Genomic DNA, 22846 nt, shown 5'->3' with positions numbered 1-22846 from the left:
GGCTAGGCCCTCACGTCACTGTCGCCGGCGCTATCGCTGGCCCGCCCGCCGTACACGTCCCACAGATCGCCCAGGAACAGCTTGCCGAAGCGGGCCAGGGCGGTGGCTCGGTCGGACAGGCTGCCGCCCCGGGTGCGGAAGGTGGTGAGCTGGCGGGCGAAGTCCTTCAGGTAGATGGTGATGATGCCCGACGCCACGACCTCGGCGGCCCCGTCGCCGTCGGGCTCGACGTGGCCGGCCAGCAGCCGGACGTAGAGCGTCGTCGTGTCCGACCACAGGTCGAAGCCGGGGTCGTCCTTGACCAGCTTGAACCCCGTCATCGTGAGGGGGTGGCCGCTGCCGTCGGTGAACCACAGCCGGTAGAGCATCTTCTTCAGGTCGGGGTCCTCGGTGTCGACGAACAGGTTGAAGGTGCCCCGGTCTACGGGCCGCCGGCCGCCCAGGGCCTCGCACGACACCCAGCCCCCGGCCCGGGCCTGGCGGTCGGGGTCGGCCAGGAAGGCGTTCACGTCATCAAGCACGATCGTCAGGCGGAACATGAAGAAGTTGCGGTCCTTGCGGCCCTGCTTGGCGCCCTTTTCGAAGTCGGTCTCCCCGAAGGTGACGTGGCCCTTCATCTCCTCGGTGAACTCCAACGAGGTGGTCGCGCCGTCGCCGGGCTCGGGGGCGGGCTCCGGGCCTGGAGGCGCCGGCTCCGGCTCGGGGACCGGGACCGGGACGGGCGGGTGGACAGGTCGGCGGGCGGGCGGGGCCGACTCGAGGATGCGGGTGGCCATGCGGTCGGCGAAGGCGGCGATCGTCAGCGAGGGGTTGGGCCCGACGGGGCCGGGCATCACCGACCCGTCGGCCACGTACAGGCCGGGGTAACCGAAGACCTCGCCCCACTGGTCGACCACGCCCTCGCCCTCGTGGCGGCCCATGGGGCAGCCGCCCAGGGGGTGGACGGTGATGACCCGCTTGAGCCACCACAAGAAGCTGTCCTTGAAGTCGGCACCGAGAGCTGAGGCGATGCCTTCCATGGTGCCCCGGACCCGCTCGAAGTAGTCCTGGGAGGTCTTGGTCGACCAGTCGATGTCGAGGTACCCCCGGCGCAGCTTCATGACCCCGTCGGGCACGTCTCGGCCCATGCCCAGTAGGGGCATCGAGGTGGACGACAGGGTGCACGGGCCCACCAGGTACCCGATCTCGGCGCTGAGGTCGCTGCGGGGGCTACGGGTCAGGTGGTGGAGTACCCGGCGGCCGGCGAAGCGGACCACCCTCGAGACCGTCCGGGGCAGGGTGGCGGTCTCGACCACCCAGTCGAGCCACGCCGGGTAGCCGGCGTCTTCCACGTAGTAGCCCCGACCGGTCCCGCCGTCGACCTGGTCGGGCACCCGCAGATAGCTGGTGATGACCGGCCCCCGGCTGCCTTCGATGTTGCGCGGCACCCGGCGGCCGCCGTCCTCCTCGGTGGCGTTGATGACGAAGCTCAGCAGGTCACCGTTGCCGCAGAAGCGGCTGCCCAGCGCCTTGGACAGGTTGGGAAAGGCCGAGCGGTTGCGAAGCAGCAGGTAGGGGCTGCCCAGGGTGCCGGCGCTCAGCACGAGCCGGTCGGCGGTGATCGTGGTCTGGGGCAGCTTGGACGTGTCGGTGGCCACACCCTCGCGATCGGGCCGGTGCTCGACGTAGCTGACCGTGTAACCGCCCTCGGGCCGGCGGCCGATGCGCTTGACCTCCGAGCGGGTGCGGACCTCGGCCCCGTGGTGGCAGGCGGCGGAGATGTAGTTGTGGTCGAGGGTGTTCTTGCTGCCGTAGTTGCAGCCCAGGTCGCACTCGCCGCACAGCCGGCACGTGGTGCGCAGCTTGCCGTGGACGTTGCCGTAGGGGGCCGGGGCCACGGGCTCGGCGATGACGGGAGGTTCGCCGGGCCGGGGCGAGAAGCTAACGGCCAGGGGTGGGAGCGCCCACTCCAGGTCCAACGTGGCGGCCGCGTCCTTCAGGGCCTGGGTCTTGTGGGTGTCGAACCCGGGCTGGCCGAAGGGGAAGCGGGTGGCGCCCATCATCGACTCCACGGCGTCGTAGTGGGGGTCGAGGTCGGCCCGGCTGATGGGCCAGTTCTCGTAGCCCTTGCCCACCGGGCTCTCGTGCACGAACCAGCGCTCGTCCTTGCGCAGCAGAACGTTGGCGTAGATCAGCGATCCGCCGCCGAGACCGCTGGCGATCAGGGCCTCGATCCCCCGGAAGCTCCACACGTCGAACAGGCCCTGGTAGCCCCGGCTCGGGTCCCAGAAATTGCGGGCCATCTCATGGGGCCGGCGGGCGAATGACTCGGGCGGGTAGGACTTGCCCCGCTCCAGAAGGCAGACCCGCTGGCCGGCCTCGGCCAGCCGGTAGGCGGTCACCGACCCGCCGAACCCGGAACCGACCACGATCGTGTCGAAGTGGGTGTCGCTCACGTCTCCATACTCCCCGACCCTGGCTTCTTGAGCGGCAGGACCTGTGGTTGGCGGTCGTCGTCCCGGGGCGGAGGCACCACCGGCCCGCCCGTTCGCCCGTCGATCGAGAACGGCCGTTCGATGAGATGGGCGACCGGGGGGTCGCCGTCGGGCGCCAGCCAGGGCGCCTCGGCGTCGGCGTTGTCGGGGTCGAGCACCCAGTCCTTATGGGCTCGGCGTACCCCGACGGGGTAGACGTGGAGAACGCCCGCGGCGTCGAAGTGAAGCCGCAGGAAGTTCTTGTAGCTGGTCAGGCGCATGGCCGAGAAGGCCTCGTTGGAGTGGGCGTCGGTGCCGGGCACGGCGTTGGCCACGGCCAGGTAGAGCCCCGTGGCCAGCCCCCCGAAGAAGCCCCCGAAGGCGCCCATGAGCACCAGCAGCGTGGCCGTGAACCACGCCCCCCGGTCGAACAGGGCCGACGCCACCTTGACGGCCAGCAGGCCGAGCACGACCACCAGGGCCAGATGCAGCGCCAGGTGGACGGTGCCCATCACGATCTTGGCGGCCAGCCGGTGGGGGTTGTCGGGCCATCGCTTGGGTGGTTTGGCAAAGGCGATGAGCCCGCCCGCGAAGGCGAGGACGAGCAGGATCGAGAGGGGGTTGCGAACGAGGCCCAAGACCACGTCGACCCAGCCGTAGCCCGGCGCCGCCCGGCTTATCTCACCAGGCTCGCCCGGCCCGCCGAAGGCCCGCAGGGAGAACTGGCTCGACCACGCCAGCAGCACGTAGACGACGGCCGGCACCACCATGAACGACGGGTTGCGCACCGGCAGCGAGACCGCCCCCCACGCCAGCCGCCGGCTGGTCACCTGGTCGGGGTAACAGGCCGTGCGGGTGAAGCGCCGCCGGGTCTTCTCGTCGGCCGGGTCGATCTGGGTCTCGATCTCGGGGGCCAGGGTGTGCGTCGGGTGCAGGAAGGCCCCGCCGCCGCCGGCCGTGACCTTGTGCGAGGCGTCCTCGCCCACATAGTGCGAGTAGTGGTGGAGGTCGCCCGAGAGGGTGAGCATCAGCCGGGCCCCGCTAGGGCGGATCAGCCGGTTCTCCAGGAAGGCCAGGTTCTTGCGCCCCCGCGAGCTGGGGCTGGCGTCTAGCCAACTGGGCTCGGCCGTGCACAGGACCACCCGGTCGCCGGGGCGCATGCGCTTGACGGCGTCCTCGAAGTAGCGGAGCTGAGGTTCGTCGATGTAGGAGTCGAGCTGGATGTCGATGCCCCAAAGCCACCAACGGTGGGGCAGCTCGACAGCGAAGTAGCTCCGGGTCTGGCGGGTCTGGCGGCCCCCTACCCACTTGCGCTGGCAGAAGATCCGCATGAAGGCCGTCAGCCCGTCGTACCAGTCGTGGTTGCCGGCCAGGGCGAACAGCTCGGGGTGGGGCTCCCACGTCCACGGCAGGGCGGCCCGGAACGGCCCCACGAAGCGCTGCTCGTAGGTCTCGGCGTCGCCCACCGGGTAGACCTCGTCCCCGCCCAGCACCACCACGTCGGCCCGGGGCAACGGCTGGTCGACCCCCGGGAAACGCAGCTCGTGCTGGGCCGAGAGCCAGGCCACCGTGTAGGTGGCGCCGAACCCGTCGCCCGTGTCGGCGATGAAGTCGACCCAGAGCTCGTCGCTCGCGGCCGCGGAGTGGGGCGCGGGGGTAGGCGCCACCCCGAACGAGAGGGGCCCGGCCTCCACCGACGCCTGGAGCTCGCGCTTGTCGAGGAACTGCCCGAACGCCCCCGACAGGGCCACCCGCAGGCCCGACTGGGCCAGCACGCCCGGGCTGAACCACCGAGTGGCGGGCTGGGGCCGGAAGCGGAGGTCGTCGAGGTGGCGCGGCCGGGGGGGCGGTACGGCCGCGGGAATGGCCAGGTCTCTGGGGCGCAACTGCTCGGAAGGCTCCATAACCACCTCTCGGTCCCCGCCCGGGCCACACCGGCTGGTTCCCCGTCAGGGCACCGGCCAGCGTAGCCACGCTCGCCACCGAGGGTGAGCGGCCCCCCGGGCCCTACGCCCGGCGGCGGCGCTCCATCAGGTAGACGATGCCCGCCGCCGCGGCCACCTGCAGGATCAGGGTGATCCCGGCCTCGGCTCCCAGAAGAGATGCCACCAGACCCCCGACGAAGGCGCCTCCGATACCCACCAGGATCGTCATGCCGATGGTCATGGGGTTGGGGCCGGGAAGAGCCAGCCGGCCCAGCGCGCCCACGACCAGCCCGACGATGACCGTGGAGATGAGGACAGATATGAATCCCATCCGGCCAGTCTTGCCCTATGGGGCGGTGGTTGTCGTCGCCGACCGGGCATCGGCATCGGAGCGGGCGCGGTCGAGCACACCCTGGACGGCCTCGGCCGTGCCCGGTGGGGGGCTCGAGGCCAGGAAGGTCTCGAACTCGACGACGGCCGCCGCCGGGTCGTCGCGGTCCTGGTAGAGCAGCATGCCGTAGAAGAAGCGCACGTCCGGGTAGCGGGGGTCGATGGCCATCGCCCGTTCGAAGGACGCCTGGGCCTCGTCGGCCAGGCCCGCCAGCTTGAGCAGCCAGCCCCGGTAGGTGAGGGCCTCGACGTTGGCCGGGTCCTCCTCGAGGACCGAGTCGTAGAGCTTGAGGGCCTCCAGGGCCTCGCCTCGGGCCTCCAGCTCGTGGGCCAGGGCCAGCTTCTGGGCGGGCGTCTCAGGCAGGGACCCGGTGATGGGTGCACCGGGCTGGCGGTCGGCAGCCACCATGAAGACGCTGGCCCCGGCCACCAGTACGAAGGCCGCGATCAGCCCCAGGGCCAACGCCCGGCGGGAGGTCGAGTGGCGGGTGGCGCCCCGAACGGGCCGGTCGTCGGGCCGGTCGCCGTGGGCCTCGAGGGCGCGCAGCACCTCGGCGGCCCGGGAGGTGTAGTCGTCGCGCAGGGACTGGTAGTCGGCCTCGTCGATCTCGCCCGCTTGGCGCTCGCGGTCGAGGTCACGCAACGACTCCAGCAGGAACTGGCGCTCCTCCTCCAGGTCGGACCGGTCGCTCACTGGTCCAACGCCCGCTCGACGAGCGCCCGGTCGGAGTCGCTGACCCGGCGGTGCCCCGGCCGCCACCGCTTGAAGGCGACCACCAGGCCAGCCGCGGCGGCCCCCAGCGAGACGACGGGCAGGGCCCACACCAGGGCGCTCACCCCCCGCTTGGGGGGGTCGAGCAGGATGTCGGTGCCGAACCGGTCGACGAACCACTGCTTGACCTCGGCGTCGGAGAGTCCCTCACCCACCAGGCGCAGGATCTCGTCTCGGCCCTGGCGGGCGGCCGGGGCATCGGAGTCCGCTATCGACTGGCTGCGGCAGGTCGGGCAACGGACAACCTCGGAGATGCTCTGGGCCCGCTCGGCGTCGGTCGGGGGCGCCGAACCTCCCTGGCTGCCCACGGCCAGAGCGACGACCAGCACCATGGCCATGGCCCCCCACGACAGGCCCAACGCCCGGCGCCGTCCGACGCTCACCGCGGCACCGCCGCCGGCCGCCCCGGCCCCGCGGGTTCGGCCCCCGGCTGGGCTTCGGGCTCGCCCCCGGCCGCTGGGCCGGCTGTGGCCGTCGCGGGCTCGACCGTGCCCGCCGCCAGGGCGGGTTCGGGGTCGACCTCGGTCGGGCCTTCGGCCACCTCCAGGCGCCGGCGGCGGCCCGCGGGCCAGGCCGCCAGCAGGGTGCCCAGGGCCATGATCCCCCCGCCGATCCACAGCCACACGACCAGGGGCTGCACCCTCACGCCGATCACGGCCGGGCTCGCGGGGTCGTCGGGGGCAGCCACCAGGGTGAGGTAGACGTCCTCGCGCAGGCCATTGCGCACCGACGGGGTACCGATGGCCTGGGTGGCGAACGGGTACTGGTTGAGGCTGGGGGCGTAGACCTTGCCCCCGTCGATCTGGACACGGGCCTGGGTGCTGGTGTGGTTGGCCCGCTCGACGGTCTGCAGGCCCAGGTAGGTCAGGGTGTAACCCGACAGCGTGGCCGACTGGCCGGGGGCCAGCCGGAACTGGCGGCTCTCGCCGTAGGACGAGCTGGCCGCGAAGGCGATGCCTATGACCACCACCCCCAGGTGGACGATCATGCCCCCGTTGGTGCGGCCGATGAAGGCCCGGCCCAGCCGCGTCCCCTGGCGGCGGGCGGCCCGCACGGCCAGACCGAGCTGGCGCACGGCCGTCGTGCCCGCGAAAGTCCCCAGGCCGAAGGCGGCCAGGGGGCCCAGGCCCCTCACCCCGGCGGCCACGCACACGACCACGACGGCCGTCGCCGTCCACGCGGGCGCCACCAGGCGGTGGTGCAGCACCTCCCCCGAGGCCTTGCGCCACGGGAGCACGGGGGCCACCGCCATCAGGAACAGCAGGGTGAGCCCTATGGGGGCGGTCATGCGGTTGAAGTAAGGCGAGCCCACCGACAGCAGTTCACCGTTGACGGCCTCGGCCAGCAGCGGGAAGACCGTCCCCAGCAGCACGACGAACGTGAACGCCGCGAAGCCGAGGTTGTTGGCCAAGAAGGCGCCCTCGCGGGAGATGGGCGAGTCGATGGCCCCGGGCGAGCGCAGGCGGTCGCCCCGCCAGCCGATGAGCCCGATCGACACGGCCACGACCACCCCGAAGAAGGCCAGGATCCACGGCCCGATGGGTGACTCGGTGAAGGCGTGGACCGACTCGAGGACCCCCGAACGGGTGAGGAACGTGCCCAGGATCGTGAGCGAGAAGGTGGCCACCAGCAACGACAGGTTCCAGACCCGCAACATGCCCCGCCGTTCCTGGACCATCACCGAGTGCAGGTAGGCGGTGGCCGTCAGCCACGGGAGCAGGGAAGCGTTCTCGACCGGGTCCCACGCCCAGTAGCCGCCCCACCCCAGCACCTCGTAGGACCACCACGCGCCCAGGATGATGCCGGCCGTGAGAAAGCCCCAGGCGAACAGCGTCCAGCGCCGGGCCTCGACCAGCCAGCCCTCACCCATGCGGCCCGTGGCCAGGGCGGCCAGGGCCAAGGCGAAGGGCACGGTGAAACCCACGTAACCCAGGTAGAGCATGGGCGGGTGGAAGGCGACCAGGGGGTGGTTCTGCAACAGGGGGTTGGGACCGGGGCCGTCGAGGGGCACCTCGCCGGCCACCACCTGGAAGGGGTTGGCGGGGCCGGCCATGAGGGCGAAGAAGAAGACGGCCACGGCCAGGCCGAACAGCGTGGCCCAGGCCACCATGGGGTCGGCTGCCCGGTCGCGGAAGCGGTGGGCCATGACCGCCAGGTAACCGGCCAGCACCAACCCCCACAGCAGGATCGAACCCTCGAGGGCCGACCACATGGTGGTGACCTGGTAGAGCAGCGGGGTGGCCCGGCTGCCGTTGTCGGCCACGTACTGCAGGGAGAAGTCGTGGGTGAGCAGGGCGTACTGCATGGCCAAGGTGGCCAGAACGGCCCCGGCCAGCACCATCCACACGTAGCGCTGCGCCCCCCGCAGCAGGCGGGCGTCGTTGCGGCGCAGGCCGATGGCCAGCGTCACCATGCCCAGCACCGACGAGGCCAGGGCCAGGGCCACGGCCCCCGCCCCGGCGACGGCGCTCACCGGTCGGGGAAGGGGACCGAGGAGGAGGTCACCCGGGCCGGGTTGTCGGCCACATAGGTCTCGGTGTGCTTGACCAGGATCCGGTCGCTGGCGAAGTGCTCACCTTGAAAGCGGCCTTCGAGCACGACGGGGATGCCCGGCTGGAACAGCTCGGGCGGGTCACCCTGGTGGACGATGGGCACCGTCACGTCGTTGGCCGTCACGTCGAACAGCACCTGGTTGCCCCGGGTGTCCACGCTCCCGGCCACCACCGTGCCCTGGAGGCGGAAGCGCCGCTCACCCAGGCTGTCGCGCTGGGCCACGGCCTCGTCGGCCGTGCGGAAGTACAACGTGGCGTTGCCCAGTCCCTGCACGAGCAGGAACCCCAGGGCCACGGCCACCACCGCGCCGGCCAGCCACAGCCTCTTGGTGCTGCGGGCCGCCGCGCTCACCGGGGCGGGCTCCCGGACCGGTCCCCGCCCGTGGTGTAGCGCCGGGCGCGCCGGGTCTTGGCGATCACCCAGGCGGCGTAAGCCCCCAGGGTGCCGGCCGTGACGATGTAACCGGCGTAGACGTAAGCCGCGTGGGTCACTGGTTGGGCCCTCCTCCCGGGCCGGTCATGACGACCGCTCCCCCACGGGCGCGTCCAGCTGGCTGGCACCCAGGTCGCCGGCTCCCGGTCCGGCGTCGGCCGCGTTGGCCTCGGCCCGCCGTTCGGCCAGGGCCTCGTCGAGCTGGGCCGATTCCACCTGTTCCTCGGTGGAGGCCAGCCGGAACCGATGGACCAGCAGCCAACCGTAGAGGAGCGTGAAGGCCAGCACGGCCAGCAGCAGGGTGGCCAGCATCGAACCCTGGATCTGGGGGTCGCCCAGGCGGCGCTGGTCGAGGATCGAAGCCGGCTGGTGGAGAGTGCGCCACCACTCGACCGACTGGTGGACCAGGGGGACGTTGAGAAAGGCGGCCAAGGCCACGATGGCCGCTCGGCGGCTGCGCACCAGGGGGTCGCCGGGGATGCGCCTGACGGCCAGGTAACCGAGGTAGGTCACGAACAGGACAGCCGTGCTGGTGAGGCGGGCGTCCCACGTCCACCACACGCCCCAGGTGGTGCGGCCCCAGATCGAGCCCGTGACCAGCGTCAGGCCGATGAAGACGAGGCCGATCTCGGCCGAGGCGCCGGCCAGCGTGTCCCAGAAAGGCCGGCGGGTGCGCTTCCACAGGTAGAGGGCGCTGGCCACGGTGGTGACCCCGAACGAGAGGTACATGGCCAGCCAGGCCGTGGGCACGTGGATGTAGAGCAGGCGCACGGCGTCGCGCTGCACGACATCGGGCGGTGTGACCACCAGGCCCAGAACGGCGACCAGGGCCAGCATGACGCCGGCCATCCATCCGAGGGCACGGGTACCGACGGTGCTCAAGATTCCTCCAGGAGAGGGCCGAAGGCGACGACGCCGAAGGCCACGTAAGCCGCCGTGAAGACCGCCAGGAGCCTGACCCACGGCCACCCGTCGGCCGTCGTGACGTCGAGAGCAGCCTCCGAGGCCCGGGCTGCCGCCAGCAGGACGGGCGCGAGCACGGGCAGCAACAGCAGAGGCAACAGTGTCTCACGGACCCGCAGGCCGGCAGCCACCGCCCCGTAGATCGTGCCCGCGGCGGCGATGCCACCCGTGGCCAGCAGGCAGGTGACCACCAGCAGGCCGGCCCCCCGTAGGGACACGTCGTAGAGCACGACCGCCCCCACGGCCAGGACGACCTCCAGGGCCAGGAGCTGCACGGCCACCGCCCCCGCCTTGCCCAGGAAGATCCCGGCCCCGTCGAGGCCGGACAGGCGCAGGGCGTCGCGGGCGTCGTCTCCGGCTTCGATGGCGAACGAGCGGGCGATGGCGAGCAGCCCCGAGAAGAGCACCGTCACCCAGAACAGCCCGGCCGCCACCCCCGACAGCAGGCCCCGGTCGGCGTCGAGGGCAAAGGCGAACATCACCAGGACGAGGAACGAGAACGGCAGCACCTGGTTGGTGGCCACCTTCGACTTCATCTCGATCCGCAGGTCCTTGCCTGCGACCAACAAGGCGTCACGGAACATTGGCGGCCTCCTGATCGGGGGCGGCGGGGGCGGCCGCAGCCGGCGGGAGCAGGCCGGCGTTGACCCGGCCACCCACGACCGTCACCCGGCGGTGGGCCAGGGCGGTGGCCCGGTCGAGCTCGTGGGACGCCATCAGCACCGTCGAGCCCGCCTCGGCCGCCTCGCGGACCAGGCCGTCGAGCAGTTCACGGCCGGCGGCGTCGAGGCCGGCGTGGGGTTCGTCGAGCAGCCACAGCTCGGGGCGCCGGGCCAGCACGGCGGCCACGGCCACCCGCCGGCGCTGGCCGGCCGACAGCTTGGAGACGGGCAGGTCACGGAGCCGGCCAGCCAGCCCGAGGCGCTCCATGGCCACAGCGGCGTCGTCCACCGTGGCCCCCGCGGCCCGGGCCGAGAAGCGCAGGTTGTCCTCCACGGTGAGCTCGTCGTAGAGGAAGGTGGCGTGGCCCAGCAGGCCGACGCGGCGGCGGACGGCCCGGCGGTCGCTGCGCAGGTCGTGGCCCAGCACCTCGGCCTCGCCCGAGGAGATCCCGACCAGGCCGGCACACGCCCGCAGCAGGGTGGACTTGCCCGCGCCGTTCGGGCCCTGGAGCAGCACGATCTCCCCGGCAGCCACGTCGAGGTCGACGCCGGCGAGGGCGGGGAACCGGCCGAGAAGGGAAACCGCAGCACGGAAACGGACGACGAGGGGTGGCATTGCGGACCTGCTCCAAGCTACCGGGGCACCCGCATTACGGTCCAAGCGCGCGCCAACCAGCCAATCGCGATCCCCTAGCCTTCGGGGTCGGGATGGGCGTGCGCAAGGTGATCCGGGGCTTCGGCAAGGCGCTGATCTGCGTCGGGATCCTGCTCTTCCTGTTCGTCGGGTACCAGCTCTGGGGCACCGGGGTGGCCGAGGCCCGGGGCCAGCGGGAGCTGGAGAAGCGCTTCCAGGAGCGCCTGCTGACGTCGGTGCCGACCATCCCCCCACCCAGCGGGGGCCCGGCCACCACGACCACCCTGCCCCCCATCAGCCTCGGGGACTCGGTCGCGCAGATCGAGATCCCCAAGATCGACGTCAAGAAGTACGTGGTCGAAGGGGTGGGGGTCGAGGACCTCAAGGCCGGCCCCGGGCACTACCCGGGCACCCCCATGCCGGGCGAGCCCGGCAACTCGGCCATCGCCGGCCACCGCACGACCTACGGGGCACCGTTCTACCGGGTGGACGAGCTCGAACCGGGCGACCCCATCTTCGTGACCACGGCCGCCGGCCGCTTCCAGTACGACGTCAAGGAGTGGATCATCGTCGACCCCGAGGAGGGTGTGTGGGTGCTCGACGACACCCCCGATGACCGCCTCACGCTCACCACCTGCCATCCCCGCTTCAGCGCCGCCCAGCGCCTCATCGTGATCGCCTCGCTCGTCACGGCCCCCGTCGAAGCCGCCCCCCGGGCGCCGCCGGCGGCCGTCCCCGACGACGCCGTGCCCGTGCGGGCCGACCTGGGCGGAGGCCTCTCGGGCGCGGCCGTCAGCCGTACCCCGGCCGTCATGTGGGGCGCATTCGCGGCCGCCATCTGGCTGGGCGGCTGGCTCCTGGGCCGGTCCTGGCGCCGCTGGCCGGCCTACGCCCTCACCGCCGTCCCCTTCCTGGTCGTGCTGTTCGTCTTCTACGAGAACGTCGCCCGCCTCCTCCCTGCCAACGTCTAACCGGGCGGAACCGCGTCCGATGCATTGTTCGACGCGCGCTTTGACTGCGGGTGGAGCCGGCGGTGTTGTAGTAGACTACAACCGTGTTGACGGTTCCTGAGGCTGCCAAGAGAGTTGGACGGAACCCCGAGACGATCCGCCGCTGGATCCGGGAGGGCAGGCTGCCGGCTGAACGCGTCGGAACTCAGCACTTGGTCGACGAGCGGGCGCTCGAGGAGGTCGTTGCCACTCCGGAGCTCATTCCATCCGGACATGACGTCACGACAGTCACGGGCGAGCCGATGCCCAACTTCCTGGCCGCATTGCACCGGTCTCGTTCTGGCCGGTGACGCTGGTCATCGACGCCAGCGCCGCGCTTTACCTCCTTGCGTCAGAACGGGGCATTGAGCCGTTCGCCAAGTTCGAACTGGTATCGCCCGCGCTTCTCTGGTCCGAGGTCACGTCGGTGTTGAACGAAATGAGGTGGCGAGGCGACCTGACCCCTGCCCTCGCGCAGACGGCGTTCGATCGGCTGCTGGCTTCGCCCATCCGCCGGCGGGCGGACGAGGGCCTGTACCGGGATGCCCGTGACGTAGCGAGGTTGCTTGGCTGGGCGAAGACCTACGACGCCGAGTACGTGGCTCTGGCCCGCGCCCTGGGAATCGACCTCATGTCCAGAGACGAGCGCCTGCGCCGTGGCGCCTCCCGGTTGATCACGGTGGTCACACCCGACGAGCTCGTCCCACCGGAGCATTCGACAGGGTCGGAATGAGCCGCACTATCCCAGTGAACCGAGCGGGAGCCGCACCCAGTCGGGCCCGGACTGGCGATGGGGAGCCCCTCAACCCCGGCAGTGGGCCACGCCCAGACGTGCCAGTGCGGTCGTGGCGCCACACTGGTGGGGGGTCGAGGAGATGGCCGGGGCGCCCGGGGTGGGGGGCCAGGAACGCCCCGGCGTCTCCTTCTCGGGCAGTTCTACAACGGTTGGTCCCGCCGGGGAACCGTGGTGGCCGGCCTCTTGGCGCGGGGGTGCCAGCACCACCGCTTACCGTTGGTGGCGTAAGTGCTCGGCCAGGGCCAGGTCGGGAGGCGGGCCGTCGGGGCCGCCGACGGCGTCGAGCACGGCCAGCAGCTCGGCGGTGGCGGCCACGTCGTGCACCCGCAGGACCTGGCCGGGGACCCAGCGCAGGGCGGCCACTGCGCCCAGCGTGCCTGGGCCTCGCTCGGCCGGGGGGCGGCCGGTGAGGGCACCCACGAAGTCCTTGCGGCTCAGGGCGAGCAGCACGGGCCGGCCCAGGGCGACCACCGGGCCGAGGTCCCGCAGCAGGGCGACGGTCTGGGCCGGGGTCTTGGTGAAGTCCACCCCCGGGTCGACCACCACCGACCGGGGGCCCACCCCGTCGGCCAGTGCCGCCTCGACCCGCTCGGCCAGGAAGGCGGCCACCTCGGCGGCCACCGAGGAGTAGAGCGACGGGTCCTGAAGGCGCGTGAGGGGCGGAGCGGCGGTGTGCATGACGACCAAGCCGGCGCCGTAGGCTGCGCACATCCGGGCGACAGCCCGGTCCCGGAGGCCGGATACATCGTTGACCAAGTGCGCCCCCGCGGCCAGAGCCGCTTCTACGACCGCCGGCTTGTACGCGTCCACCGACACGGCCGTCCCCGGGCACCGGGCCACGATGGCCTCCACGGCGGGCGCCACCAGCGCGGCCTCGGTGCCGGCGTCCACCGGTCCCCGCCCGGTGATGGCCGACTGGGCGCCCACATCGACGATGGCTGCCCCCTCGGCCACCAGGGCGCAGGCCCGTTCGACCACCGACTCGGGGGTGCGGGGGCCGGGGTCTGAGAACGAGTCGGGGTTGGCGTTGACCACACCCATCAGGAGCGGGCGCGACAGGCTCAGGTCGAGGTCACGCAGGGTCAGCACCGGGGCCGAATGGTAACGGGCGGCCCAGCCGACCCGGTGCGGGCCCAGCGCGCCCGTATGGCCAAGGCGGCGGCCACCGGCAAGCGGGTCGGCTATGGCTTGTTCGGCGTGGCCGTCGTCGCCTTCTTCGTGGCGCTGGCGGGCGGGTTCCCGAGCGGGCTGGTGACGACCGTGGTGGCTGCCTTGGCCGTGGGGTCGGCCGTGCTGGCCCCTTCGATCGTGATCGGCTACGGCGTGCGGGCCGCCGAACGGGAGGACCCACGGCGGCCCGGGCTAGCTGACCAGGGCTAGCGGATCGGCTTCACGTTGGTGGCCATCAGGCCCTTGGGCCCATTCTGGACCTCGAACTCGACCGGCTGGCCCTCCTCGAGGGTGCGGTAGCCGGTCATCTCGATCGCAGAGTGGTGGACGAAGACGTCGCCACCACCGTCAGGCTGGGCGATGAACCCGAAGCCCTTCTCTGCGTTGAACCACTTGACAGTACCCGTCACGGTCGTCGCCACGTCGGCGATCCCCCTTCGTCAGGACCTTCCACCAACCCCACGGGGGACGCGCCCGGTCAGACCGGCTGGGCCCCCATGAGGGGGCCGACACTAGCACGCACCCCTACTCGCTCCGGTGGGCGCGCGGCCCTTCGGCAGTGTCCTCCACGGCCCACCCAAGGGCGCCCAGGCGGGCCCGGAGGGCATCGGCCGCCGCGAAGTCCCGGGCCTGGCGGGCCTGCTCGCGCTGGTTAACCAGCGCCTCGATCTCGGGTGGTACGTCGGCCGTCGCGGCCATGGGCAGGCCGACGGCCCGCGCCATCTCGTCGACCGCCGCGGCCAGGGCCGACGCGCTAGCAGGGGCACCGGCGTCGATGGCCCGGTTGGCGGCCCGCACGGTGTCGAACAGGACGGCCACCGCCCCCGGCGTGTCGAGATCGTCGTCCATGCGGGCCCGGAACCGGTCGAGGGCGTCGCGGTCGGGGGCCGCCCCCGGCAGCCCGGCGGTGCGGCGGGCGAAGTCGTCGAGGCCGCCCAGGGTGTTGGCCGCCTGGGTGACGACCTGGGGGGTCACCTCCACGGGCGCCCGCCAGTGCGACTGGAGCACGACTAGCCGGTAGGCCCGGGGGTCGGCGGCCTCGATCAGGCCCCCCAGGGTCGAGATGTTGCCCAGCGACTTGCTCATCTTCTCGCCCCCGGGGTCGACCACGAACCCGTTGTGCGCCCACCGGCGGGCGAACGGCCGCCCCGCGGCCAGGGCCTGTGCCCGCTCGTTCTCGTGGTGGGGAAAAGCCAGGTCTTGGCCGCCGCCGTGGATGTCGAACCCCTCGCCCAGCAGGTCGAGGGACATGACCACGCACTCGGTGTGCCAGCCCGGGCGGCCCGGGCCCCACGGCGACGGCCACGTCGGCTCGCCCGGCTTGGCCAGCTTCCAGAGGGCGAAGTCGAGGGGCGAGCGCTTGTGCTCGCCCACCTCGACCCGAGCCCCCGAGCGCAGGCTGTCGAGGGGCTGGCGGGCCAGCAGCCCGTAGCCCGGCACCCGGTCGACCTCCAGGTAGACCCCGTCGGCGGTGGTGTAGGCCGACCCGGAGCGCACCAGGGCGTCGACCAGGTCGACCATGTGGTCGACGTAGGCGGTGGCGTGGGGGTCGTCGTCGGGGCGGCGCACACCCAGGCGGTCCATGGCGTCGTACCAGACCGCCTCGTACTGCACGGCCACGTCCTCGGACGTGCGCCCCTCTTCGTTGGCCCGGCGGATGATCTTGTCGTCGACGTCGGTGATGTTGGACACGTAGTGGACGTCGAGGCCGGTCCACTCCAGGTAGCGGCGCAGCACGTCGAAGACCAGGCTGAAGCGCCCGTGGCCCAGGTGGGGCTCGCCGTAGACGGTCGGCCCGCACACGTACATCGACACCCGGCCCCGGTCGCGGGGCTCGATCTCGGCCACCCGGCCCAGAGCGGTGTCGTGCAAGCGCACCATCGCCGGTCACCGTACCGGCCCCCTCCCCGCTCCCGGAGCGAATAAGGGCCCTCGGCGCGCCAGGAACATCGTTTACGGTGGGCGGCCATGGCACGCGAGGTCCCGGAGAAACCCAGCCTGGAAGGGCTCGAGGTCAAGTGGGGGGAGCGGTGGGAGGCCGCCGGCACCTTCCGCTTCGACCGCAACGCCACCCGGGCCGAGGTGTACTCCATCGACACCCCGCCGCCCACCGTGAGCGGGTCGCTGCACGTGGGCCACGTCTTCTCCTACACCCACACCGACACCATCGCCCGCTTCCAGCGCATGCGGGGCCGGGAGGTCTTCTACCCCATGGGGTGGGACGACAACGGCCTGCCCACCGAGCGCCGGGTGCAGAACTACTTCGGCGTGCGCTGCGACCCCAGCCTGGCCTACGACCCCGGGTTCGAGCCCCCGGCCGAGCCGCCCGAGCGGCCGGTGGCCGTCTCCCGCCCCAACTTCATCGAGCTGTGCGAGCGCCTGACGGCCACCGACGAGCAGGCCTTCGAGGAGCTGTGGCGCCGGCTGGGCCTGTCGGTCGACTGGTCGATGACCTACACGTCGATCGGCGAGCGGGCCCAGAGGGTGTCCCAGCGGGGCTTCCTGCGCCTGCTGGCCCAGGGCCGGGCCTACCAGGCCCTGGCCCCCACCCTGTGGGACGTCGACTTCCAGACGGCCGTGGCCCAGGCCGAGCTGGAGGACCGCGAGCAGCAGAGCGCCTACCACCGCCTGCGCTTCGGGGGCCCGGGCGGTGAGGACCTGCTGATCGACACCACCCGGCCCGAGCTGGTGGCCGCCTGCGTCGCCCTGGTGGCCCACCCCGACGACCCCCGCTACGCGCCCCTGTTCGGCCAGGAGGCGACCACGCCGGTCTTCGGGGTCAAGGTCCCCATCAAGGCCCACCCCCTGGCCGAACCCGACAAGGGCACGGGAATCGCCATGATCTGCACTTTCGGCGACACCACCGACGTGGTGTGGTGGCGCGAGCTCGGCCTGCCCACCCGGGCCATCGTCGGCCGCGACGGCCGGGTCGTCGATGCGCCGCCCGAAGGGGTAGCCCCGGGGCCGGCCTGGGACCGGATATCGGGGCGCAACCTGCGCCAGGCCCGGGCGGCCATGGTCGAGATGGCGGGCGGATCAGGCGACCTGGTGGGCGAGCCCCGGCCCATCACCCACGCCGTCAAGTTCTTCGAGAAGGGCAGCCGCCCGCTGGAGATCGTCACCAGCCGCCAGTGGTTCTTCTCGGTCATGGACGCCCGCGAGGACCTGCTGGCCCGGGGCCGCGAGCTGGCCTGGTACCCGCCTTACATGCGGGCCCGGTTCGAGTCGTGGGTCAACGGCCTCAACGGCGACTGGGTGGTCAGCCGCCAGCGCTTCTTCGGCGTGCCCTTCCCCGTCTGGTACCGCGTCGGCGACGACGGCGAGGTCGACTACGATCACCCCCTGCTGGCGGGCGAGGACCGCCTGCCCGTCGACCCGTCGACCGACGTGCCCGATGGCTTCACCGAGGACCAGCGCGACCAGCCCGGCGGGTTCACCGGTGACCCCGACGTGATGGACACGTGGGCCACCTCGTCGCTCACCCCCCAGGTGGCGGGGGCCTGGGAGGACGACCCCGACCTGTTCGCCCGGGTGTTCCCCATGGACCTGCGGCCCCAGGCCCACGAGATCATCCGCACCTGGTTGTTCACGACGGTGGTGCGCTCCCACTACGAGCACGGCTCGCTCCCGTGGCGCAACGCCGCCATCTCGGGCTGGGTGCTCGACCCCGACCGCAAGAAGATGTCCAAGTCGAAGGGCAACGTGCTCACGCCCCTGGGCCTGCTCGACCAGTACGGCTCAGACGCCGTGCGCTACTGGGCGGCCAGCGGCCGGCCCGGGGTCGACACCGCCTTCGACGAGGGCCAGATGAAGGTCGGCCGGCGCCTGGCCATCAAGGTGCTCAACGCCTCCCGGTTCGTGCTGTCGTTCCCCGGCGGGGACGGGACCGGGGAGGTGACCGAGGCCCTCGACCTCTCGTTCCTGGCCAAGGTGGCGGCGCTCGTCGAGGAGGCCACGGTCGCCTTCGAGGGTTACGACTACGCCCGCGCCCTGGAGCGCACCGAGGCCCTGTTCTGGGAGTTCTGCGACGACTACGTCGAGCTCGTCAAGGCCCGGGCCTACGGTTCGGCGGGCGAGGCGGCCGCCGCGTCGGCCGGTCTGGCCCTGTCGGGTGCCCTGTCGGCCTTCCTGCGCCTGTTCGCCCCGTTCCTGCCGTTCGTGACCGAGGAGGTCTGGTCGTGGTGGCAGGACGGCTCGGTCCACCGCGCCCCGTGGCCGTCGGCCGCCGAGCTGGGGGCGGTCGGCGAACCGGCCCTGTTCGAGACAGCCGCGGCCGTGCTGGCCGAGGTCCGCAAGGCCAAGACGGCGGCCAAGGCCTCCATGCGGGCCGACGTGTCCCGGGTCGTGGTCACCGCCCCCCCGGCCACTCTGGCCGCCCTGGCGCAGGTGGCCGCCGACGTGCGCGAGGCCGGCCGGGTGGCGGTCCTCGAAACCGTCGAGTCGGCCGGCGAGGCGCTGGCCGTCGAGGTCACCCTGGCGTAGGGCTGGGGAGGACCGCCGGGCCCGCCGAGCCTCCCTCGAACCTCAATAGCGCAGGTGGACGGCGGGGAGCCGGCAGGTAGTGGGGCTCGCTTACGACGGTCGATGCTTGCTTGGCCCGCATAGCGGAGCTGCAGGCCTTGGTCGCCTCCCAGGCGAAGGGCTCGGGTTCTGGCCCCGGTACTGCATGACGCCGTCCACCGCCGTCCGGTAACAGGGCCTGCGAGGGTTGGCCGGTCCGTAGACTCGGGGGGTGCGCCGCGCCGAGCAGCTGGAAATGCCCCCCGGCCTGACCCTCGACACGCTTCGGCGGCGTCTCCGGGGAGCGGGGGCGGTGTTCGCCTTCGTCCACGGGAGCCGGGTTGCGGGCACGGCCCGGGCCGGTTCCGACCTCGACGTCGCCGCCTGGTTCGGGCGCCCGGTGCCGTCCTGGGACGTCGAGCTGGGCCCGGCGGTCGACCTGCTGGTCCTGGACACGGCGGGGCTCGAACTGGCCGGTCGGGTGGCCCAGCGCGGTGTGCTGGTCCTCGACGACGACCCCCCGCTGCGGGTCGGGTGGCAGGCCGACCGCACCAAGCGCTACCTCGACGAGGAGGACCGCCGGGCCCGGCTGGTGGCCACCGTCCTGGGGACCGGGACCAGCCCCGCCCACGATGGTTGACCCCGACCGCCTGGCCCGGCTCCTGCAGCGCCTCGGGGAGCAGGTCTCGATCCTGGGCGACCGGGCGGCTGAGGACCGCTCCACGCTGCGCGCCGACGAGGCCCGCCTGTCGGGCACGAAGTACCGGTTCGTGACGGCCGTCGAGGCCGTCTTGGACATCGCCCACCACCTGCTCGCCTCCGAGCTGTGGGGCCCGGCCGAGCAGTCGGCCGACGCCGTGCGCCTGCTGGCCCGGCACGGCGTCATCGACCACGAGCTCGGGGAACGCCTGGCGAGGGCCACCGGCTTTCGCAACGTGCTCGTGCGTGGCTACGCGGCCGTCGACGACGATGTCGTGCTGGCGCGCCTCGACCAGCTCGACGACCTTCGGGCCTTCGCCGACCAGGTGAGGGCGTGGGCGGCCCGATCGCCGGGGTCGCGGAAGCGGTCGCCCAGTGCCACCTGCTGACGGTCGTCAGAGAGCCGCGGGTTTCGGACCGTCCGCCGGGCAATATCGGGCCGGTATTGTTGGCCGAGGTGCTGCCCTGTGCCGCCGCCCATCGGGCACGGTCCGAGGGTCGGGAACCGACAGGGGCGGCCCGGTAGTTCGTGCTGGGGGCACGTCGACGGTTTCCGAGGAGGGTTGATGGCCACCGCCAGTACCCAGACGACCGCCGCCGCCCGGGCGGTCGAGCTGGTCAAGGTCTACGGCACGGGCGACGCCCAGGTAAGAGCGCTCGACGGGGTGACGATCGAGTTCCCCCACGGCCAGTTCAGCGCCATCATGGGGCCGTCGGGCTCGGGTAAGTCGACCCTCATGCACCTGATGGCCGGCCTGGACAAGGCGACCAGCGGGCAGACCTGGATCGGCGACACCGAGGTAACCGGACTGTCCGACAAGGCGCTGACGCTGCTGCGCCGGGACCGGGTGGGCTTCGTCTTCCAGGCCTTCAACCTCGTGCCCACCCTCACGGCGGCCGAGAACATCACCCTGCCCCTCGACCTGGCCGGCCGCCGGCCCGACCAGGCGTGGCTCGACCAGGTGATCGACACCATGAGCCTGCGCTCCCGCCTGGCCCACAAGCCGACCGAGCTGTCGGGGGGCCAGCAGCAGCGGGTGGCGGCCGCCCGGGCGTTGGCGTCGCGCCCCGAGATCGTGTTCGCCGACGAGCCCACCGGCAACCTGGACTCGCGCTCGGGGGCCGAGATCCTCGGGTTCCTGCGCCGGTCGGTCGACGAGTTCGGCCAGACGATCGTGATGGTGACCCACGACCCCAACGCCGCGGCGTTCGCCGACCGGGTCGTGTTCCTCGTCGACGGCAAGATCGTGAGCGAACTGGCGGCCCCCACCCCCGACACGGTGTTCGACCGGCTGAAGTCCCTCGGGAGCTGAGGTGGTCAAGGTCACCCTCAAAGGCCTGCTGGCCCACAAGCTCCGCCTGGCCCTGACCGCTTTGTCGGTCGTGCTGGGCGTGGCCTTCGTATCGGGCACGTTCGTGCTCACCGACACCATCAATCGCACGTTCGACGACCTCTTCGGCGAGGTCTCGGCCAACATCGACGTGATCGTGCGGGCCGAGTCGGGCTTCGGGGGTGACACCGGGGTCGATGTCATCCGCGACACCATCGACGAGAGGCTGCTGGCCACCGTCGCCTCGGTGCCAGGTGTCCACCTCGTGGAGGGTTCGGTAGGTGGCTACGCCCAGATCATCAAGCCGTCAGGCGAGGTGGTGGCCACGACCGGGGCTCCCACCCTGGGGTTCAATTGGGGGACGATCGAGGAGATGTCGCCTCTCCAGCTCCGGGAAGGACGGGCTCCCGAACGCGACGGCGAGGTCGTGATCGACGTACGCACGGCCCGTAGCAATTCGCTGGCCGTGGGCCAGCAGGTGGGTGTCATCTTCCGCACAGGGACGGACCAGTTCACCGTAGTGGGCCTGACCGGGTTCGGGACGGCGGACAACCTAGCCGGGGCCACGATCGCCGCCTTCGAGCTGCGGACCGCCCAGCGGGTCTTCGGCAAGCCCGGCCGCTTCGACACCATCGACGCGGCCGGCGACGGGACGCTCACCTCCATCGAGCTGCGGGCCCGGGTGGCGGCGGCCATGCCTGCGGGCATCGAGGTCGTGACCTCCGACCAGGTCGCCGACGAGGGCGCCCGGGCCGTCAAGCAGGCCATGGGGTTCTTCGGCACGGCTCTGCTGACCTTCGCCGGGATCTCGTTGTTCGTCGGCGCCTTCATCATCTTCAACACGTTCTCGATCCTGGTGGCCCAGCGCACGCGTGAGCTGGCCTTGCTGCGGGCCTTGGGGGCCAGCCGCCGCCAGGTGCTGGGGACGGTGCTGGCCGAGGCCCTGGTCGTGGGCCTGGTGTCGTCGGCCGTGGGCCTGGGCCTGGGCGTGCTCTTCGCCCTGGGCCTTCAGGCCCTGCTGGGCGGGTTCGGGATCGACCTCCCCTCGACGACCGTGCAGTTCCTCCCTCGAACGGTCGTGGCCTCGTTCCTGGTGGGCACGGTCGTCACCCTGGCGGCCGCCGTCTCGCCCGCCCGCCGGGCCGCCCGGGTGGCACCCGTGACGGCCATGCGCGACGGCGGGGCCGGGGGCGACGGGTCGCTGCGGCGGCGGGCCGTCGCCGGGGGGACCACGGTGGCCGCCGGCTTCGCCGCCCTGTTCACCGGTCTGTTCGCCGACCTCGACAACGGGCTCCCGCTCGTGGGCCTGGGGGCGGGCCTGACCTTCATCGGGGTGGCCATGCTCAGCCCCCTGGTGGCCCGACCACTGGCCGGGGTCATCGGGGCCCCGCTGAGCCGGATGGGCCGCATGGCGGGCAAGCTGGGCCGGCAGAACTCGATGCGCAGCCCTCGCCGGACCGCGGCCGCGGCCGCCGCCCTGATGATCGGCTTGGGGCTGGTGGGCAGCGTGAGCGTGCTGTCGGCCTCTATCAAGGAGTCGAGCACCCGTATATTCGACCGTTCGCTAGCCGCCGATTTCGCCATCAACACGTCGAACTTCATGCCGTCGATCAGCCCCAAGCTGGCCGAGGACCTGGCTACCCGCGCCGAGCTGGGAGCAGTCACCGAGCTGGCCACCGGCCCGTGGGAGCTCGACGGCGCCCGCAAGGACCTGTTCGGGGCCACCGCCACCAACCTGCGCGAGACCCTGAACTTGGAGATGGTCGAGGGCGACTTCGCCAACCTGGCTCGGGGCCAGTTGCTCGTCGAGGAGTCGGCGGCCGCGGCCAACGGGTGGTCGGTGGGCGACACCGTGCCCATGACGTTCGCCCGCACCGGCACCCAGCAGGTCCAGGTGGGAGGCACCTACAGGCGTAACGAGCTGGCCGGCAGCCACCTCATCTCGCTCGAGATGTTCGACGCCAACTTCACCGACCGCCTCGACTTCGTCGTGCTGGCCACCGTCGCCCCCGGGGTGTCGGCCGGTGCCGCCCGGGCGGCTATCACCGAGGTGGCGGCCAACTACCCCAACGTCACCGTGCGAGACCAGGCCGAGGTCAAAGAGGAGAACCGCCGCCAGATCGACCAGCTCCTGGGCCTGATCACCGCTCTGCTGGCCTTGGCCATCGTCATCGCCCTGTTCGGGATCGTGAACACCCTGGCCCTGTCGGTGTTCGAGCGGACGCGCGAGCTCGGCCTGCTGCGGGCCGTGGGCATGGGCCGGCGCCAGGTCAGGTCGATGGTCAGGGTCGAGTCGATGATCACCTCGGTGATGGGCGCGATCCTCGGCTTGGGGGTGGGCGTGTTCTTCGGCTGGGCCCTCCAGCGGGCGCTGGCCGACGAGGGCATCGACGTGCTCGTCATCCCCGCCGGCCAACTGTTGTCCTACGTGGTGCTGGCCGCGCTGGCCGGGGTGCTGGCTGCCGTGTGGCCCGCCCGCCGGGCCGCCCGCCTCGACGTCCTGTCGGCCATCACCTACGAGTAACCCGCGGCGACCGTCCGAGACCGAGGCGGCGCGGACGGCCACCGGGTACGTTC

Annotated in this window: 23 protein-coding genes; 9 read left to right on the top strand and 14 right to left on the bottom strand. The window is 72.2% G+C overall.

Annotated elements, in window-relative coordinates:
- Positions 1–2: 2 nt before the first annotated feature.
- From AB1673_03805 to ccmA, 11 genes are all read right to left on the bottom strand, one after another.
- Positions 3–2435, bottom strand: coding sequence for a GMC family oxidoreductase (locus AB1673_03805; GenBank protein ID MEW6153104.1), 2433 nt, complete (start codon positions 2433–2435; stop codon positions 3–5).
- Positions 2432–4339, bottom strand: coding sequence for a metallophosphoesterase (locus AB1673_03800; protein ID MEW6153103.1), 1908 nt, complete (start codon positions 4337–4339; stop codon positions 2432–2434). Before AB1673_03800 ends, AB1673_03805 begins: the two co-directional genes overlap by 4 nt.
- A 121-nt stretch (positions 4340–4460) precedes the next feature.
- Positions 4461–4709: a GlsB/YeaQ/YmgE family stress response membrane protein gene (locus tag AB1673_03795; protein ID MEW6153102.1), complete on the bottom strand. Its 249-nt coding sequence runs from the start codon at positions 4707–4709 to the stop codon at positions 4461–4463.
- A gap of 15 nt (positions 4710–4724) precedes the next feature.
- Positions 4725–5462: a hypothetical protein gene (locus tag AB1673_03790; GenBank protein ID MEW6153101.1), complete on the bottom strand. Its 738-nt coding sequence runs from the start codon at positions 5460–5462 to the stop codon at positions 4725–4727.
- On the bottom strand, positions 5459–5923 hold the full coding sequence (locus AB1673_03785) for a cytochrome c-type biogenesis protein CcmH (GenBank protein ID MEW6153100.1): 465 nt from the start codon (positions 5921–5923) through the stop codon (positions 5459–5461). The genes AB1673_03790 and AB1673_03785 overlap by 4 nt, the downstream gene beginning before the upstream one ends.
- Positions 5920–8013, bottom strand: coding sequence for a heme lyase CcmF/NrfE family subunit (locus tag AB1673_03780; protein ID MEW6153099.1), 2094 nt, complete (start codon positions 8011–8013; stop codon positions 5920–5922). Before AB1673_03780 ends, AB1673_03785 begins: the two co-directional genes overlap by 4 nt.
- The gene (locus AB1673_03775; protein MEW6153098.1) at positions 8010–8444 is read right to left on the bottom strand and encodes a cytochrome c maturation protein CcmE; all 435 of its coding nucleotides are present in this window, start codon (positions 8442–8444) and stop codon (positions 8010–8012) included. Before AB1673_03775 ends, AB1673_03780 begins: the two co-directional genes overlap by 4 nt.
- Positions 8441–8584, bottom strand: coding sequence for a hypothetical protein (locus AB1673_03770; GenBank protein ID MEW6153097.1), 144 nt, complete (start codon positions 8582–8584; stop codon positions 8441–8443). The genes AB1673_03775 and AB1673_03770 overlap by 4 nt, the downstream gene beginning before the upstream one ends.
- A gap of 25 nt (positions 8585–8609) precedes the next feature.
- On the bottom strand, positions 8610–9407 hold the full coding sequence (ccsA, locus tag AB1673_03765) for a cytochrome c biogenesis protein CcsA (protein ID MEW6153096.1): 798 nt from the start codon (positions 9405–9407) through the stop codon (positions 8610–8612).
- Positions 9404–10072: a heme exporter protein CcmB gene (locus AB1673_03760; protein ID MEW6153095.1), complete on the bottom strand. Its 669-nt coding sequence runs from the start codon at positions 10070–10072 to the stop codon at positions 9404–9406. Before AB1673_03760 ends, ccsA begins: the two co-directional genes overlap by 4 nt.
- A complete protein-coding gene (ccmA, locus tag AB1673_03755; protein ID MEW6153094.1) occupies positions 10062–10766 on the bottom strand; it encodes a heme ABC exporter ATP-binding protein CcmA in 705 nt (234 codons plus the stop codon). Before ccmA ends, AB1673_03760 begins: the two co-directional genes overlap by 11 nt.
- Positions 10767–10858: 92 nt before the next feature.
- Here ccmA and AB1673_03750 point away from each other — a divergent pair, with 92 nt between their 5' ends.
- The 3 genes from AB1673_03750 (at position 10859) to AB1673_03740 (ending at position 12506) form a co-directional block, all read left to right on the top strand.
- Positions 10859–11755, top strand: coding sequence for a class E sortase (locus tag AB1673_03750; protein MEW6153093.1), 897 nt, complete (start codon positions 10859–10861; stop codon positions 11753–11755).
- 83 nt (positions 11756–11838) lie between these two features.
- The gene (locus AB1673_03745; protein ID MEW6153092.1) at positions 11839–12084 is read left to right on the top strand and encodes a helix-turn-helix domain-containing protein; all 246 of its coding nucleotides are present in this window, start codon (positions 11839–11841) and stop codon (positions 12082–12084) included.
- On the top strand, positions 12081–12506 hold the full coding sequence (locus AB1673_03740; GenBank protein ID MEW6153091.1) for a type II toxin-antitoxin system VapC family toxin: 426 nt from the start codon (positions 12081–12083) through the stop codon (positions 12504–12506). The genes AB1673_03745 and AB1673_03740 overlap by 4 nt, the downstream gene beginning before the upstream one ends.
- A 273-nt stretch (positions 12507–12779) precedes the next feature.
- Here the strand turns inward: AB1673_03740 and folP are convergent, their stop codons facing one another.
- Positions 12780–13658 carry a dihydropteroate synthase gene (gene folP / locus AB1673_03735; protein MEW6153090.1) on the bottom strand — a complete coding sequence of 293 codons (879 nt, stop codon included), beginning with the start codon at positions 13656–13658 and terminating at the stop codon, positions 12780–12782.
- Between the two features lie 36 nt (positions 13659–13694).
- On the opposite strand from folP, the gene AB1673_03730 reads away from it, so the two are divergent.
- Entirely contained in the window at positions 13695–13949 is a 255-nt protein-coding gene (locus AB1673_03730; GenBank protein ID MEW6153089.1) for a hypothetical protein, read from the top strand.
- Here the strand turns inward: AB1673_03730 and AB1673_03725 are convergent.
- Together AB1673_03725 and cysS are read right to left on the bottom strand one after the other, a co-directional pair.
- A complete protein-coding gene (locus AB1673_03725) occupies positions 13946–14161 on the bottom strand; it encodes a cold-shock protein (protein MEW6153088.1) in 216 nt (71 codons plus the stop codon). The two genes, AB1673_03730 and AB1673_03725, sit on opposite strands and share 4 nt — an antisense overlap.
- 103 nt (positions 14162–14264) lie before the next feature.
- Positions 14265–15620, bottom strand: coding sequence for a cysteine--tRNA ligase (cysS, locus tag AB1673_03720; protein ID MEW6153087.1), 1356 nt, complete (start codon positions 15618–15620; stop codon positions 14265–14267).
- A gap of 87 nt (positions 15621–15707) precedes the next feature.
- Between cysS and valS the strand changes: the two genes are divergently transcribed.
- The 5 genes from valS (at position 15708) to AB1673_03695 (ending at position 22793) form a co-directional block, all read left to right on the top strand.
- Entirely contained in the window at positions 15708–18221 is a 2514-nt protein-coding gene (gene valS / locus AB1673_03715) for a valine--tRNA ligase (GenBank protein MEW6153086.1), read from the top strand.
- Between the two features lie 250 nt (positions 18222–18471).
- Positions 18472–18879 carry a nucleotidyltransferase domain-containing protein gene (locus AB1673_03710; protein ID MEW6153085.1) on the top strand — a complete coding sequence of 136 codons (408 nt, stop codon included), beginning with the start codon at positions 18472–18474 and terminating at the stop codon, positions 18877–18879.
- Entirely contained in the window at positions 18872–19327 is a 456-nt protein-coding gene (locus tag AB1673_03705; protein ID MEW6153084.1) for a DUF86 domain-containing protein, read from the top strand. Before AB1673_03710 ends, AB1673_03705 begins: the two co-directional genes overlap by 8 nt.
- A gap of 177 nt (positions 19328–19504) precedes the next feature.
- Positions 19505–20251, top strand: coding sequence for an ABC transporter ATP-binding protein (locus AB1673_03700; protein ID MEW6153083.1), 747 nt, complete (start codon positions 19505–19507; stop codon positions 20249–20251).
- A 1-nt stretch (position 20252) separates the two neighbouring features.
- The gene (locus tag AB1673_03695; protein MEW6153082.1) at positions 20253–22793 is read left to right on the top strand and encodes an FtsX-like permease family protein; all 2541 of its coding nucleotides are present in this window, start codon (positions 20253–20255) and stop codon (positions 22791–22793) included.
- Positions 22794–22846 lie beyond the last annotated feature (53 nt).

This window comes from Actinomycetota bacterium, assembly GCA_040754375.1.
Classification (GTDB): Bacteria; Actinomycetota; Acidimicrobiia; order Acidimicrobiales; family AC-14; genus JBFMCT01.
The sequence above is the reverse complement of the archived record's forward strand: the minus strand, read 5'-3'. Positions and strand labels throughout refer to the sequence as shown.

Excerpts from the sequence above, each read along its gene's own strand:
- AB1673_03700 (MEW6153083.1), top strand. The coding sequence starts at position 19,505 with ATGGCCACCGCCAGTACCCAGACGACCGCCGCCGCCCGGGCGGTCGAG.
- AB1673_03705 (MEW6153084.1), top strand. The coding sequence starts at position 18,872 with ATGGTTGACCCCGACCGCCTGGCCCGGCTCCTGCAGCGCCTCGGGGAG.
- valS (MEW6153086.1), top strand. The coding sequence starts at position 15,708 with ATGGCACGCGAGGTCCCGGAGAAACCCAGCCTGGAAGGGCTCGAGGTC.
- AB1673_03750 (MEW6153093.1), top strand. The coding sequence starts at position 10,859 with ATGGGCGTGCGCAAGGTGATCCGGGGCTTCGGCAAGGCGCTGATCTGC.
- cysS (MEW6153087.1), bottom strand. The coding sequence starts at position 15,620 with ATGGTGCGCTTGCACGACACCGCTCTGGGCCGGGTGGCCGAGATCGAG.
- AB1673_03795 (MEW6153102.1), bottom strand. The coding sequence starts at position 4,709 with ATGGGATTCATATCTGTCCTCATCTCCACGGTCATCGTCGGGCTGGTC.
- AB1673_03760 (MEW6153095.1), bottom strand. The coding sequence starts at position 10,072 with ATGTTCCGTGACGCCTTGTTGGTCGCAGGCAAGGACCTGCGGATCGAG.
- ccmA (MEW6153094.1), bottom strand. The coding sequence starts at position 10,766 with ATGCCACCCCTCGTCGTCCGTTTCCGTGCTGCGGTTTCCCTTCTCGGC.